The organism is Salinispora vitiensis, assembly GCF_000378825.1.
In the GTDB taxonomy this organism is placed as follows: Bacteria; Actinomycetota; Actinomycetes; order Mycobacteriales; family Micromonosporaceae; genus Micromonospora; species Micromonospora vitiensis.
In genome coordinates, this window is record NZ_KB900388.1 from 1,520,750 (window position 1) to 1,534,399 (window position 13,650).

The 13,650-nt window shown below is 67.3% G+C and carries 12 protein-coding genes and 2 pseudogenes; 1 reads left to right on the forward strand and 13 read right to left on the reverse strand.

The features are described from left to right. Positions 1 to 153: 153 nt before the first annotated feature. From SALPAC2_RS0107115 to SALPAC2_RS0107145, 7 genes are all read right to left on the reverse strand, one after another. Complete coding sequence (locus SALPAC2_RS0107115; protein ID WP_018215961.1) at positions 154 to 966, reverse strand: ABC transporter permease; 813 nt, start codon at positions 964 to 966, stop codon at positions 154 to 156. Next, complete coding sequence (locus SALPAC2_RS0107120) at positions 944 to 1,792, reverse strand: 2-aminoethylphosphonate ABC transporter permease subunit (protein ID WP_018215962.1); 849 nt, start codon at positions 1,790 to 1,792, stop codon at positions 944 to 946. Before SALPAC2_RS0107120 ends, SALPAC2_RS0107115 begins: the two co-directional genes overlap by 23 nt. Continuing rightward, positions 1,789 to 2,925, reverse strand: coding sequence for an ABC transporter ATP-binding protein (locus SALPAC2_RS0107125; RefSeq protein WP_018215963.1), 1,137 nt, complete (start codon positions 2,923 to 2,925; stop codon positions 1,789 to 1,791). Before SALPAC2_RS0107125 ends, SALPAC2_RS0107120 begins: the two co-directional genes overlap by 4 nt. Positions 2,926 to 3,003: 78 nt before the next feature. Beyond that, positions 3,004 to 4,047 (reverse strand): 2-aminoethylphosphonate ABC transporter substrate-binding protein, encoded by a 1,044-nt coding sequence (locus SALPAC2_RS0107130; protein WP_018215964.1) that lies wholly within the window; start codon positions 4,045 to 4,047, stop codon positions 3,004 to 3,006. Further along, positions 4,047 to 4,748 carry a phosphonatase-like hydrolase gene (locus SALPAC2_RS0107135; RefSeq protein ID WP_018215965.1) on the reverse strand — a complete coding sequence of 234 codons (702 nt, stop codon included), beginning with the start codon at positions 4,746 to 4,748 and terminating at the stop codon, positions 4,047 to 4,049. Before SALPAC2_RS0107135 ends, SALPAC2_RS0107130 begins: the two co-directional genes overlap by 1 nt. Next, entirely contained in the window at positions 4,745 to 5,863 is a 1,119-nt protein-coding gene (locus tag SALPAC2_RS0107140; protein WP_026184505.1) for a TIGR03364 family FAD-dependent oxidoreductase, read from the reverse strand. The genes SALPAC2_RS0107135 and SALPAC2_RS0107140 overlap by 4 nt, the downstream gene beginning before the upstream one ends. Before the next feature lie 146 nt (positions 5,864 to 6,009). Continuing rightward, on the reverse strand, positions 6,010 to 6,750 hold the full coding sequence (locus SALPAC2_RS0107145; protein ID WP_018215967.1) for a GntR family transcriptional regulator: 741 nt from the start codon (positions 6,748 to 6,750) through the stop codon (positions 6,010 to 6,012). 127 nt (positions 6,751 to 6,877) lie between these two features. Between SALPAC2_RS0107145 and SALPAC2_RS28465 the strand changes: the two are divergent. After that, positions 6,878 to 7,009 (forward strand): annotated as a pseudogene (locus SALPAC2_RS28465) (HD domain-containing protein); the annotation flags it as partial. Between the two features lie 417 nt (positions 7,010 to 7,426). On the opposite strand, the gene SALPAC2_RS0107150 reads toward SALPAC2_RS28465, so the two are convergent. From SALPAC2_RS0107150 to SALPAC2_RS0107170, 6 genes and pseudogenes are all read right to left on the reverse strand, one after another. Next, complete coding sequence (locus tag SALPAC2_RS0107150) at positions 7,427 to 8,746, reverse strand: MFS transporter (protein WP_018215968.1); 1,320 nt, start codon at positions 8,744 to 8,746, stop codon at positions 7,427 to 7,429. Further along, positions 8,739 to 9,374, reverse strand: coding sequence for a winged helix-turn-helix domain-containing protein (locus SALPAC2_RS25435; RefSeq protein ID WP_018215969.1), 636 nt, complete (start codon positions 9,372 to 9,374; stop codon positions 8,739 to 8,741). Before SALPAC2_RS25435 ends, SALPAC2_RS0107150 begins: the two co-directional genes overlap by 8 nt. Before the next feature lie 14 nt (positions 9,375 to 9,388). Further along, on the reverse strand, positions 9,389 to 9,595 hold the full coding sequence (locus tag SALPAC2_RS0107160) for a hypothetical protein (protein ID WP_018215970.1): 207 nt from the start codon (positions 9,593 to 9,595) through the stop codon (positions 9,389 to 9,391). 143 nt (positions 9,596 to 9,738) lie between these two features. After that, positions 9,739 to 10,083: pseudogene (locus tag SALPAC2_RS24545) on the reverse strand (response regulator transcription factor); the annotation flags it as partial. A 241-nt stretch (positions 10,084 to 10,324) separates the two neighbouring features. Next, positions 10,325 to 10,948 carry a hypothetical protein gene (locus SALPAC2_RS27230; RefSeq protein ID WP_162561303.1) on the reverse strand — a complete coding sequence of 208 codons (624 nt, stop codon included), beginning with the start codon at positions 10,946 to 10,948 and terminating at the stop codon, positions 10,325 to 10,327. A 122-nt stretch (positions 10,949 to 11,070) separates the two neighbouring features. Beyond that, the gene (locus SALPAC2_RS0107170; protein WP_018215972.1) at positions 11,071 to 13,221 is read right to left on the reverse strand and encodes an MMPL family transporter; all 2,151 of its coding nucleotides are present in this window, start codon (positions 13,219 to 13,221) and stop codon (positions 11,071 to 11,073) included. Between the last annotated feature and the right edge of the window lie 429 nt (positions 13,222 to 13,650).

The window sequence follows — 13,650 nt, forward strand, 5'->3', positions numbered from 1 at the left end:
CATCGTCATCGAGGCGCCGAGTCGTATGGCTGGCGCCGGAAACCGGACCGCCTCAGATCCGAGACCGAACGGCTGTTGCCACCCCGTCCGGAGCACCGGAACCTGCTCCCCCGGACAGTTGATCCTTGACCAGGTTTCAGCGAATGCGGACGATCACGGCGAGACACCGGTGGTCGTCCGGCCGCGGGACACCCGGCCGAGAATCAGCAACGCCACCAGGGTCGCGCCGAGCAGGATGAGCGTGGCCGCCGCTGCGTCGAACGTCCGACCCCGGTCTGTCAATGTAAAAACGGTGACCGGCAACGTGCGCCAATCTGGCGGATACACCATGATCGTGGCACCGACCTCGCCCATCGACAACGCGACCGCGAGTGCGGCAGCCGCCGACATTGCCGGCAGCAGCATCGGCAGGCGGACCCGCCAAAGCACCAGCGCGGGCCGCGCCCCCAGCGACGCGGCGACCTGGGCGTACGAGTCGTCGATGCGGGTCAGCGCGCTGGACACGGTGGCGTAGGAAAAGGACAGGACGAGCACCAGGTGGGCGATCAACACGATCCAGCGCGTGCCGTTGAGCAGCAGCGGCGGTCGACTGTACGCGACCAGGAGCCCGAGCCCAACCACCACCGATGGAATGGCAACCGGTAGGTGTAGGAGCCCGTCGGCGCCTTTGCGCAGCCAGCGGGGTGCCGCGGCGAGCGCGAGCGCCGCCCAGGTGCCGACGGCCACCGCGGCCAGCCCGGCGACGGCCGCGGTCTGCAGGCTGACGAGGAGGCTAGCCTGGTTCTCGCCGGTCAGGGCGGAACCCAGGTGGGCGACGGTAAAGCCGCCGGGCAGGACGTCGTTCCACTCCGTAGCCAGTGCGGCAGCCACCAACACCGCCAGCGGCGCTGCCACGATCACCAGGAAGACGGCGGCGAACAGCGCCCAGATGGGCCAGCGGGCGCTACGGGACCAGATCAGCACCACGGGCCCCCTTACGTCTGAAGATCCGGCGATAGAGCAGGTAGAGCAGGACGGACAGGGCGACCTCGACGACGGCAACCACGCAGGCGCTCGGATAGTCGAACGTGACCACCCCCTTGGAGTGCACCAACATCGGCAACGTGATGACGTCCTTGGCGCCGATGAAAAGCACAATGCCAAACTCGTTGAGGGTCAACAGCAGGGTCAGCGCACCACCGGCGGCAACCGCCGGGGCTATTTCCGGCAGCACGACGCGGCGCAGGACCTGGCCTGGCCGAGCACCGAGGGAGGCGGCGACCGCGAGGCGTTCCGCCGGCAGGTGGGTGAGGGCGGCGAGGGCCGGCCGCATCACGAACGGCGTGTAGAAGGTGATCTCCGCGAGGATGACGCACCACCGTGAGTAGAGGAAGTCGCCGAGTTGAAGCACACCGGCGGCACCGTAGAGAAACGTGAAACTGAGCGCGATCAAGAAGGAGGGGAAAGCGAGTACGGTGTCGATCGCCCGGGCAGCCGCACCGGAACCAGGGAACGGGACCAGCGCCAGTACCACAGCGAAGAAGGTGCCGAGCACGATGCAACCAGCGGTAGCGGCGCCCGCGATAAGCACGGTGTTGCCGATCGCCCGGTGAAACTCACCTGCAGCCAGCACGGAGCGCCATGTCTCCAATGTTCTTACACCGTCCTCGTTGGTCACCGATTGGACGCCGACGAGCACGAGCGGGTAGATCAGGAAGCCGGCCAGCACCACCAATGGGGGAAGCGCCCAGAGCAGCGGCGAGACCCGGGTGGCGCGAGCGGGCCTTTCGACGGCGAGGGCCGCGGTGGTCACGCCACACCTGCCAAATTCTGCGGAGAGCTCTCGCCGGCGTCTCCGGCGGTTGACGCGGCACCCGCCCTGGCTACCACTGCGGCACCATGTTCCGGCAACCGAACCCGTACCGGGGAGCCGACCCGCGGTAGCCCGTCGACGCTGGGCACATCGGCATGCACGCTGACTCCGCCCGGCTCGTCGAGCCCGGCGATAAGACAGGTCAGGCGATAGTTTGCACCCCGCCACTGCAAGCCGGTGAGGACAGCTGCCAGGCCAGGCCCATCACGACGTACCCCGATAGTGTGTGGCCTTACCGCAAGCCGCACGTGGGCACCGGGAACGAGCGGTCCAGGCGCCATAGCGTTGACGGTGACCGCGCCCACGTCGACTGTGCCGTTGGCATCGCGAACCGTGGCTGGCAAGAGGTTAGCCCCGCCCAGGAAGGCAGCCGTGAACTCGCTGGGTGGCTGTCGGTAGAGACCCTGGGCGGTATCCAGATCGAGTAGTTCGGCCTCGCGCATGACGGCGATCCGGTGTGCCAGAGTGAGCGCCTCGGTCTGATCGTGGGTGACATAGAGGATCGCGATGTCCGGGAGTTCGTCCCGAAGCTGACGCAGCTCGTCGAGCATGTCGGCGCGCAGCTGCGCGTCGAGGGCGGAGAGCGGTTCGTCGAGCAGTAGCACCGGCGGCCGGATCGCCAACGCGCGGGCGATCGCCACCCGCTGCTGCTGTCCGCCGGAAAGCTCTCGCGGGTAGCGGCGGCCATAGCGCTCCATACCGACGAGCTCCAGCATCTCCTCGACCCGTCGGGCTGACTCAGCGCGCCGCATCCGCCGAGCACGCAAGCCGAACCCGATGTTGTCGGCGACGGTGAGGTGCGGAAAGAGGGCATACTGCTGCACCACGACGCCGAGGCCACGCTTGTGTGGTGGCACCCCGGTGACGTCTTGGCCGGCGAGCAGGACCCGACCGGACGTCGGCCGGACGAATCCGGCCAGCGCTTTCAGGGCGGTTGACTTGCCCGACCCGGAGGGGCCGAGCAAGGCCACCGTCTCGCCGGTGGCTACGTCGAGCGAGAAATCCCGCAGCGCCGTGACCTGCCCGTAGCGGACGCTGACGCGGTCAAACTGGACCGCCGACGACTCGGTCATACCGTGATCCTCCTTGGATCCGCTTTCCGGCCCGCACTGGCGAGGACCGGAGACAGCGGTGGGACTGGGTGCGGTCGATCAGGCCAGACCGAGGGCCGTGTTGTAGGCAGCGATGTCCGCGTCCATTTCCGTCAGGATCTTGGCCCAGTCGGCTGGCCAAACCTCCACGCCCTGCAGCACCTGCTCAACCTGCTGGAATTGGGCGTCGGTGGGCTTGACATCGGCGCGCACCGGAACCCCGTACGCCTGCTGGGACACCTGCTCCTGGGCGGACGCGGAGAGCAGGAAGTCGGCCAGCTCGCGACCAGCATCGGCGTGTGGGGCATCGGCCGCTAGGCCCATGGTGTAGGGGATGGACAAGGTAGAGGCTTTGCCGTCCGGACCGGTCGGAAAGAAGATCTCGAAGTTGGACCTGTCGTTGTTGATCGACGCGAGATTCATCTGGACGTCACCGTTGGCCACGTAGATCTCGCCCTTGCTGACTTTGGGCTGCAACTTGCCCGTGGACGACGACGGCCCGACGTTGTTGGCCTCGAGCTTCGCCAGGAACTCTAGGGCCTTGTCCTTGCCGAGGAGGTGCTGCAGGTGCAGCAGCACGGCGGTACCGTCGCCGGCCTGGCCGGGCGTCGAGTACTGCAACTTTTGGGCGAAGGTGGGGCTGAGTAGCTCGTCGAACGTCTTCGGGGCGGCGTCAAGCTTGTCCGGGTTGTAAATGAAGCAAAGGTAGTTGTTTACCAACGGCACGTAGGTGTCGGTCGCGCCGGTCACCTGGTCGGCGCCGGCCGGCGTGTAGGGCTGCAGCAGACCGTCGGCGTCGGCCTTCTGGATGTACGGCGGCAACGTGACGACGAGGTCCGCCTGGACGTTCGCCTTCTCCTTCTGCAGCCGGGAGACGACCTCACCGGAGCCGGCCTCGATCATCTGCACCGTGATGCCGGTCTGCTTTTCGAACTCGACGAACTGCTTGCTGTACCAGTCGCCGAGGCCATCAGCGGAGTAGACGGTTACGGTTGTGTCACTGTCGGCCCCACCGGAGGCGGAGGTGCCTGATCCACATGCGGCGAGGGCGAGTGAGGCCGCCGCGGCGGTAGCGAGGGCTAGCGGGAGGCGTCGCATGGCCATTACTCCTCAGGGGTGTCGGTGGGAAGAAGCAGGGTCTCGAGATCGCCGACGGAGTGGAGAACGTGGGTAGCTCCGGCAGCACGCAGTGTGGCGGCATCGTGCGCGCCGGTGCGTACTCCGGCGACGATGGCGGCACCGGCGCGACGGCCGGCGAGCACGTCCGAGGCGGTGTCACCGACGGTGGCAACCTGTCGGACGTCGTCGACCCCCAGCCGCAACAGAGCGGTGAGCACCAAGTCGGGATAGGGACGCCCTCGGCCGGCCTCGGCGGGCACCAGGGTCAGATCAGTTAGGTCCTGCCAGCCCAGGGCGGAGAGGATGCGGTCGGCGGTAGCCCGGGAGAAGCCGGTGGTGAGCGCGGTACGCACCCCAGCAGCACGGAGCTTGGTGATCAATTGCTCGGCCCCGGCGATCGGTGCGCAGAGTCCGGCGTCCACGAGAAGCTCGTATGCCCGCTCAAACGCACCATTGAGACTCCGGGCCGCCGCCTCATCGCCCCCGCTGAGGTGCCGGAATACAGTGATTTTTGATTCGCCCATGGTGTCGCGCACGTAGCGCAGCGCAGTGTCCCGGCCGATGGCGATCGAGTCGACCTCATCAAGTGCACGAGTGAATGCCTGCTCGACGAGGCCGTCGTCGGCGACCGTGGTGCCGGCCATGTCGAAACAGACGAGTCGCGTCGTACCCATCAGGGCGCTCACCAGTTCAGCTCTTCCGCGGTCTGCTCGGCAATCGCCGGCGCGCAGGTCATACCCCGTCCGCCCGGCCCGGTGACCACGACGCCGTTGGCGCCGACCCGCTGGCGTTGCACGATCTCGTTCGGGTCGAGGCACTGGGCGTAGACGCCGTGCCAACGGCGCCGGATCGCCGGCAGCGGCCGGCCAAGCAATGCCGAGGCGACCTCGACGAGGTGTTCGTAGGGCTCCTCGACCTGGTCGAAGGCGAACGGCTCGGCGTAGGCGTGGGTGTCGCCGATGGTCAGGCCACCGTCTAGGCGTTGCACCATCAACAGCTGCATGGCATGTTCGGCGGCGACCGGCGGTTGCGGCTGGACGGAGTTCATCTCGTCGAGCTGCGGCCCCCGGTAACCGGGGTAGTAGCGGAAGGTGTCCCCGTCGGCGACCGAGGTGGTTAGCGGCACATCGAGCGGCGCGGTCTGGGCCATCTGCAACCAGACTCGGCGCACCGGCAGGTTGGGGGCGAGTTCGCGGACCAGGCCGGTGAGTACCGCGCCGGTGGCCAGGATGACCTGGTCACCAACGTGCACGTCGCCGTGGTCGTCCCGGACTCCGCGATCGTTGAGGTCACGCACCTCCCGGCCCGGCAACCACTGGTAGCGGTGGCTGGCGGCGAGCGCCGCACGCAGTGCCGGCAACGCCACCCGGGATTCCACGGCGGCGTCGCGCTCGCACCAGAGGGCGGCGGCGAAGTCGCCGCCAAGGGCCGGGTTGACCACCCGCGTCTCGTCCCGGTCGAGCAGCTTGAAGCCACGGGCCGGGGCGTCGGGAGCCGCCGCGGCGGCTTCGGCGACGGCGACTTCCTCGGGGGTTCGACAGACGGCGAGTGACCCGTTGGCTCGGAAGCCAATGCCGGCCACCTCGGTGCCGATCTCCTCCCAGAGTTCGCGAGCCCGCAGGGCGGTCTCCAACTCGGCACCGCTGGCGCGTCCAGAAACCCAGACCAGGCCGAAGTTGCGGACGGTCGCGCCGCGCGCTTCCTGTTCCCGTTCCAGATGCAGCACCTCGTGGCCGCGTCGGATGGCCTGCCAGGCGTGCATGGTGCCGAGCACTCCGCCGCCCACGATGATCATTCGCATGTTCTCTCCCTTGCTCAGCGAGCAGCTTTGGGGAGAGCCTTGACCTCCAGGTGCAGGAAGGATGACGCGCCGGTGAATGAGCCCGAAAGGTTCGTACCTTTAGCAGCAATCGATGCGCGTGCCCGGTCGGTCGAACGAAACCCAGGTCAGCCGAGAAGTCGGGTGGCGAACCCGATCCGGTCACCGCGATACAGGGAACGAACTCGCTCAATCGGCACCCGGTCCTGGTCCGCCGAGACCCGCTGCATGAGCAGCATCGGCTGGGCCGGGTTCGTGCCCAGCAGCATCGCCTCTCGCGGGTTGGCCAGCACGGTCTCGATGCGCTCGGTAGCCTCGGCATAGCGAATGCCGTACCGGTCGATCATGTGCTGGTAGAGCGAGCCGGTCCCGTCGAAATCAGTCATCAGGTCGGCGAACCGGCGCACCGGCAGGTAGGTGCTCTCCAGCCCCAACGGCTCGCCATCAGCAAGCAGTACCCGCTCCAGGTGCACCACCTCGTCAGTGGCAGCTACGCCCAGATCCGCCGCGAGCGAGTCACCGGCGGGCTGACGGTCGATCATGACCACACGACGGCTCGGCTGGTGGCCCATCGTGTGTAGCGCCTCGGTGTAGCTGTGCAGGCCAAGCGGCTGGAACAGCTTGGGAGCGGCGACGAACGTGCCGCGTCCACGGTACGCGCGCAGGCGTCCCTCCATGGTCAGCTCGGAGATCGCCTGCCGTAACGTGGAGCGAGCCACCCCGTATGTCGCAGCGAGCTGGCGTTCCGGCGGCAGCAGGGCACCCTCCCCCAGTTCGGCCAGGAGATCAACCAGTCGGTTTTTGACCACGAAATACTTGGGAACCCGACCATGCTCGGGCACTCCCTCACGAACCGCCTCGACAAACACCGGCTGACCCTAACCCCGCAGAGGCGCACCGCCCACCCTGGAAGCCGGCCGGGTAAGGCAGGCCGCACGACCCGGTTTCGCCGTCATCGCCGGCACCTTGGACGCTCGTCCCACGGCGACCCAGACTCTCGCCCATCCGGCAGCGGCCGACGCGGTGACGTTGCGTCGCGCCGACGAAGCAGCCAAGATCGTCGGGCATCAGGTTCCCGGTCTCGACGTGTGGGCACCGCGCCTACTCACGTACGCCAGTGGTGTGTGACGGCCACCGACCCGGCCCGTAAACAGACGCCGCGTGAGCGGCTCGCTGATCCGCTCGGCTCACTGGCAGCGTTCGTGGTGGATAGGAATGTGGCGGCCAAGGGCTTGGCCGCATGCACGGTCGGTGTCATAGAGCATCGCCTGGAGCGCCGCCCGTTCTGCCGCGGCCCAGTCGACCTCCTGGGCCTCGTACTCCTCCGGTTCCGCCCAGCGGAACGCCCGCCATCACGTCCGAAAGAAGGACCCACGCGTTGCGGGTCCGTACCGCCAGGTGGAGATGCCCCTGGTTCGTCCTCGAAGCCCGGCGCACGGACCCGGTGCGGCCCGTGAGAATTCCGCTCGGTGCGCTATCGGGGCGCATTCACGGCGACATCGTGCTGCCGATACCGCGCTCGTCGGGCACGCCCGACGCGCCTGGTCAGTGCGGAAGGGCGGACTCGGCGACGGTCGCGCCCCGGGCGTCGGGCACCCGGGGAGTGGGCGTCAGCCGTAGGTAGGCCACGCTCGCGAGCGCGACGACCGCGGCGGCGCACAGCCAGACCGTGGCGACGCCGACGCTGTCCACGATCGCGCCGAACCCGAAGGAGGCGATGACCGCACCGGCGTTGGTGCTCATCGAGTACGCCGACAGGACGCTGGCCCGCCGGCCGGCGGGACTGGCGCGATGCAGCAGTGTCTGGTTGAGGGGGGCGCGCAACTCCAGCAGAAGGTACACGAACAGGAAGGCGGTCGCGGCGACGGCGAAGGTGGGAGCGACGGCCAGCGCGACGATCGCGGCGGCGAGGAGCGTGAAGAGCGCCCCGCAGACGATCCGCGCGTGGCGGGCGGCGGCGGCCGGTAGCCGGGCGGCGATGAGCGAGCCGATGGCGCCGACCAGTGTGGAGCCGGCGACGAGCAGGCCGGCCATGGTGGTGGTGGCCGACGGATCGGCCAGGAGATCGGCAAGGGCTGGCTGCCAGAACGCTTCCACCGCACCGATACCGACACCGACCGCGAGGCCCGTGATGAGGATCAGGCGCAGGCTCCCCCGCTGGACCGAGAAGGTCACGCTCTCGCGGATGACGCCGGGAACGTTCCTCAGCTCGGCCAGTCCGGCCCGGGCACTCTTGCTGCCCTCGCCACCGCGCACCAGCGCGAGCAGTGCGACGATCTGGAGCAGACCGCAGAGCACCGCCAGGGCGAACGGCAACGCCGAGGTCGGGAGGTCGACGGGGAGTTGCTCCTTCGGCAGGAGGGACACGCCGACGGCGGCACCGGATCCGATGAGCACGGCCACGTTGGTGAGGAACATGGCGCCACCGATGGCGGGACGGACGTCGGCGGCCGGCTCCCGGGCGTAGACACGGTCGACGTACCACGCCTCGAGCGCGCCGGAGGCGAGCGCACGGCCGATGCCGCCCAGGATCATCGCGACCGTGAGGGCCACCATCGTCGGAGCCAGCGCGAACCCCAGATAGAAGGCCGTCTCGAGGAGCGCGGCGATGATCAGCACCGGCCGGTTGCCCAACACGTCCGCCAACGTGCCGGTCGGCAGCTCGAGGAGCGCCGACGTGGCGTTGTAGACCCCGAACAGCACGCCGATCTGACCGAGGCCCAGGCCCCGGTCCAGCGGCAGCAGGGCCAGCACGGGCAGGGCCAAACCGAGGGGCAGCCAGCGGAGGAAATGGCAGGTCCAGTACGTCCATCGCAGGCCGGCGATGTCGCCGCCAACTCGGGTGCGAGGGATACGGTCAGTCATCGGACGGTTCGCCTCGGGGCGTGACGGTCGGCTGCTCCTCGTCGGCGACGGGTGGCGGCTCGTCCGGCACCCCGAAGGCGAAGAGTCGCACCGGTCGGACCGCGGCGCCCGCCCGCTCACCGCCGTGACGTCGCTGTGCCCGGGCCACCACCTGCCTGACTTCCTCCGCGACCTCGGTCAATTCCTCGGAGGTGAGCAGAACGGTGTCCGTGATGACGAAGGCCGCCTCCCGCCAGGAGCCGGGGTACCGCTCCTGCGCTGTCTCGTATTCGGAGAGCGCGGCCAGACCGTGCGCGGTCAGTTGGCGCCGCAGGGCCGCTGCCGCCGCGGCGGTCTTAGGGGCGGAATTGGCACCCGATGCCCAGCGGAAGCCACGCGCGACTGCCTGCCAGGGCCGGTCGCGTCCTCCGCCCGGTCGGGGCGCGTCGACGACGAAGCCGAACTTGGCGAGCTGGCTCAGGTGGTAGCTGGCCGAGGGTGCGGAGACTCCGAGCTGCCCGGCGAGTTCGGTCGCGGTGGCGGCGCCCTGCTGCGCCAGCAGGCGGAGCAGGGCCAGGCGCAGCGGATGCGCCAGCCCCCGCATGACGCGTGGATCGGTCAGATCCAGGTGATCGGGAATGTCCGCCATCTTTTCAAGATATCTTAAAAAAGAATCTGTTCCAGGATCCGCCCCGCTCGTTCCGTGTCGAACCGCCGGCCGGCGAGTTTGAGCGGCAGCACGACGTTCTCCAGCACGGTCAGCGTGGGCAGGAGGTTGTACTGCTGGAACACGAACCCGATCCGTTCCTCCACCAGTCGCAAAGCCTCCGCACTCGGCACGGCCTCACCGGCACGCCGACGACCGAACATGGCACCCTCCGTCTTCTCGGGATCGGGTCTTGCTCCGATGCTCCGAGTCAAGGTCATGCGGGCGGGCGGGTCAGGAGTGCAGGGGCCCGAACCGGGGTGGTGCTACCACCACGTTCGCGCGGCGGGGCCGGACAACCTGCCGGTCAGGCCCGCAGGTAGGCGAGGACCGCCATCACCCGGCGGTTGTCGTCGTTCGACGGCGGCAGGCCGAGCTTGGCGAAGACGCTGTTGATGTGCTTGCTGACCGCCTTCTCGGTGACGACGATGCGGCTCGCGATCGCGGCGTTGGACCGGCCCTCCGCCATGAGGCCGAGCACTTCGCGTTCCCGTGGGGTGAGCGCGGCGAGCGGCTGGTCGGCGCGTCGGCGGGCCAGCAGCTGGGCGATGACGTCGGGGTCCATCACAGTGCCGCCGCTGGCCACCTGGCGTACCGCGTCGACGAACTGTCCGACGTGCGCCACGCGGTCCTTGAGCAGGTAGCCGACGCCACCACTGCGGTCCTTCGGACGATCGAGGCTTCGACACCCTGATGATCATCTGAACCGGCCATGCCCGCCTTGCTCCCCGCAACTCCGGCGCTCCTCAGCCGAATGCCTCATCCCGGACACGTCCACGACTTTGCCGAGGCCCTGCCAGAGCACCGCGGACAGCGGTCACGGGAATGAGCTGGTCCAAATTTGCTCTACATAATAAAGCGGCCCGGCCGAAGCCGGGCCGCGCTATCGGATTTCAGTCCGCCAAGGTGTTACCAAATAGCCGACAGTAATCGCCGAGCCGCTCCAGGTCCCGAGCTAGCTGACGCTGCATGGAGCGATCTTGCACCGCTAGAAATGCATGCGCGTCTTCGGCGACTTCACGCAATTCCTCTATCATTTCACCCTCAACTTCATCCGCGCCACCGAGAATGTTGGACACCAATTCTGTTGACAGGCTAGAAGCCGACAATTCACTGTGGAATCGAATCCTTGCGATGATTGACTCTAAGTCATCCAGCCCTTGCTCTTCGGCAATCATGTACTGGTCACAGAAGACCCGGACAAGCCAGAGGTGCCGCGCCTTGCTGTCGCTTTCAGTTATTAGTCGATTTTCGAGACTCCAGTCCGATCGAGTCAAGTACCGGTGATCCGCTGCGCCGTTCCCGTTCGTAAGGGCAGGACATATCCAGTTCGGGCCTGACCTGCCCAGATTCCAGGCAGAGGCCTCGGCCGCTACGACGGAACCGGGACTGGGAAGCGGCAGTAAATTGGAAGCGAAGGCGCCGATATCGTCCACCTGTACGGGGCAGTAAAACTCGTCCAACGCAGCGATTATTACCGCCCGCTGTGGTTCATCCAGCACGGTTTCCGACGTCATCAGCCCAGATCCTGAGTGGTCAAATCAGGGGTCTTCACACCGTGATCAGCGTGCTGCACCGGACCGACACCACCGCCAGGCCCTAGAGACCGATCGGCCGCGACCCCGATCGACCACGACAGCTATTCGGACTCACCGGCAACAGGGACGGACCTGCCTGGCTGGACCCTGCGGGCGACTTGCCGTGTGTGGCCGTCACCATCGGAGTCACTGATGCCGATCCTGCGGTGCAGAGCACGCAAGGGTCCGGGGGCCCACCAGTTGAACCGACCGGCCAGTCGCATGAAGGCGGGCACGAGTGCCCCCCGGACCAGGAACGCATCCATGAGGATCGCCAACGCCAGACCGACACCGATAGCCTTCAGATAGACGATGCCGGAGATAATGAACCCGAGGAAGACCACGGCCATGAGGATCGCGGCTGCGGTCACCAGACGGCCAGTCCGTTCCAGTCCACGGGCCACCGCGAGAGTGTTGTCGCCGGTGCGGTCGTACTCCTCCTTGATCCTGGAAAGAATGAATACCTCGTAGTCCATGGACAGACCGAACGCGATGCAGAAGAGCAGGATCGGCACCGTCCAGGTGATGGCGCCCGTGGCCTCGAACTCGCCGACGATCCCCTCGAGGTGACCGTCCTGAAAACCCCAGACGAGTGCGCCGAAGGTAGCACTGAGACTCAGGCAGTTGAGCACAATGGCCTTGAGCGGAATCAACACGCTGCCGGTGAAGAGGTAAAGCACCACGAGCGAGCTGGCCGCGATGAGCGCCAGTGCCAGCGGCATCCGGGAATACAGGGAGTCGAGCGAGTCGACCAGTTCGGCCGCTGGTCCGCTCACTTGCGCGTCGTATGGCGCGGACAGTGACCGGATTTGTTTGACCAGTTGCTCACCCTCGGTCGACCTGCTGTCCACCGACGGCGTGACGGCCAGGTAGACGCTGCTGTCGGTCGCGAAGCGCGTCGCCTGGACGGTCGCCTCGGTCATCCGCGTACCGTCCACGAAGCTCCCGGTCACCGTGTCGACACGGGCCACGTCGGGCAGCTGCGACACGCTCGTGGCATAGCTGGTCACTGCGGAGGCGCGATTGGCACTCGCGGGGGCGTCGGGCAGCACCACGTTGAGTGGCTGTGAATCCATCGACGAGAAGTCCTCGCGCAGGGTTGCCCCGACCTGGCTCGCGCTGGCGTCCTGGGGCAGAACCCGCTCGTCGGCCAATCCCATCCGCAGCCCGAGGAACGGGGCACCGAGGAAGAGCATCACGACGATGACAACGGCGGCCACCGGGATGGGAAACCGCATTACCGACGTAGCCAGTCGATGCCAGAAGCCCTGCTCGGGATCCGGTTCGCTGCGACGCGGGAAGATCTGGAACTTGTCCACGCGGGGGCCCAGCACGGCCAGCAACGCCGGCAGAGTCGTGATGGTGATCAGCGCTGCGATCAATGCCGTCGGGATGCCGGCGTAGGCGAAGGAGCGTAGGAAGGCGAACGGGAAGATCAGCAGTGCGCTCAGCGAAAGGGCGACGGTGATGGCGGAGAACACCACGGTGCGTCCCGCACTGGCCAGCGTCGCCGAAATGGCCCGGTCCATCGCCGCACCCTGACGTAGCTCCTCGCGGTAGCGGGTGAGGATGAACAGGCTGTAGTCGATCGCTAGCCCCAGGCCCAGGCCGGTCGCGACGTTGGTGGCCAGCACCGAGACATCGGTGAACGTGGTCAACAGTCGGATCACCAGAAGCACCGACACGATGGTCAGGCCACTCACCAGCAGTGGAAGGAAAGCCGCCACGAGGCCCCGGAACACGAAGATGAGAATGACAAAGACGATCGGGAAGGTGATTGCTTCAATCTTGATCAGGTCGCGCTCGGTGTTCTCGATGATCTCACGGTTCGCCTCGGCGGCGCCGCCGAGTTGCACCCGAAGCCCGTCCACCTCGCCGCTGTAGCGCTCGCCCAGCGCCTCCATCCGACTGTCAACCTCGTCCTCGTCGCCCTCGATCCGGGCCAGAACGAGGGCTTGGTCGCCGTCCTTACTGCGCAGGGCGGCGGGGCGTTGCTGCGTCCAGTAGGACGTCGCCTCGGCGACGCCCGGCTCAGCCGCCAACCGGCTGGTCAGCTCCGTGCCGGCCCGCGTCGCAGCGGAATCGTCCACGCCCTGGTCGGCAACAACGAGCAGGATCAGGTTGGGTGCGCCGGTGCCGAACTCCCGCTGGATGAACTCGCTCGCGCGCGCAGACTCCGTCCGGGAGTCGGTGAAGCCGCCGGCGGAAAGCATCGGAATTACTCCGCCACCGACGGCACCAGCAACTACGAACAAAGCGGCCGATATGTAGAGAATGGCCTTCCTCTTGCTGTAAGCGAGTGCGGCCAGCGTTCTCATCCTCGCCACCTTCCAGGTCTTACGTGAAGTTCCCGCGAATATCGAGCCCCGCACCAGCCAGCGCGTATCACATCGGCCGTCGAGCCATCGGCAGCATATGATGTCCGACATCTGCGGGACAACGCGACACCCGTCGCCGCGGCGGCCCTCGCGACGCCGCGCAGGCGGCCGGCGTCCAGCGACTGGCGGCTACCGGAAGAGTACCTACCGCAAATCCACGTTCTCCGATCAATATCGGACATTTTGCGGCCCGGTTGCGGCGACTGATCGACCGACTCGCCCACCGCGGCCGGGGTGGCGTCGGCCGTGAAGGAACCGGACGGT

Bases quoted from the DNA above. Each gene is read 5' to 3' on its own strand.
- SALPAC2_RS0107150 (WP_018215968.1), bottom strand. From the start codon at position 8,746: ATGACTGACCGTATCCCTCGCACCCGAGTTGGCGGCGACATCGCCGGC.
- SALPAC2_RS0107140 (WP_026184505.1), bottom strand. From the start codon at position 5,863: ATGCGAATGATCATCGTGGGCGGCGGAGTGCTCGGCACCATGCACGCC.
- SALPAC2_RS0107170 (WP_018215972.1), bottom strand. From the start codon at position 13,221: ATGCTTTCCGCCGGCGGCTTCACCGACTCCCGGACGGAGTCTGCGCGC.
- SALPAC2_RS0107160 (WP_018215970.1), bottom strand. From the start codon at position 9,595: ATGTTCGGTCGTCGGCGTGCCGGTGAGGCCGTGCCGAGTGCGGAGGCT.
- SALPAC2_RS0107125 (WP_018215963.1), bottom strand. From the start codon at position 2,925: ATGACCGAGTCGTCGGCGGTCCAGTTTGACCGCGTCAGCGTCCGCTAC.
- SALPAC2_RS0107130 (WP_018215964.1), bottom strand. From the start codon at position 4,047: ATGGCCATGCGACGCCTCCCGCTAGCCCTCGCTACCGCCGCGGCGGCC.
- SALPAC2_RS27230 (WP_162561303.1), bottom strand. From the start codon at position 10,948: ATGACGTCGGAAACCGTGCTGGATGAACCACAGCGGGCGGTAATAATC.
- SALPAC2_RS25435 (WP_018215969.1), bottom strand. From the start codon at position 9,374: ATGGCGGACATTCCCGATCACCTGGATCTGACCGATCCACGCGTCATG.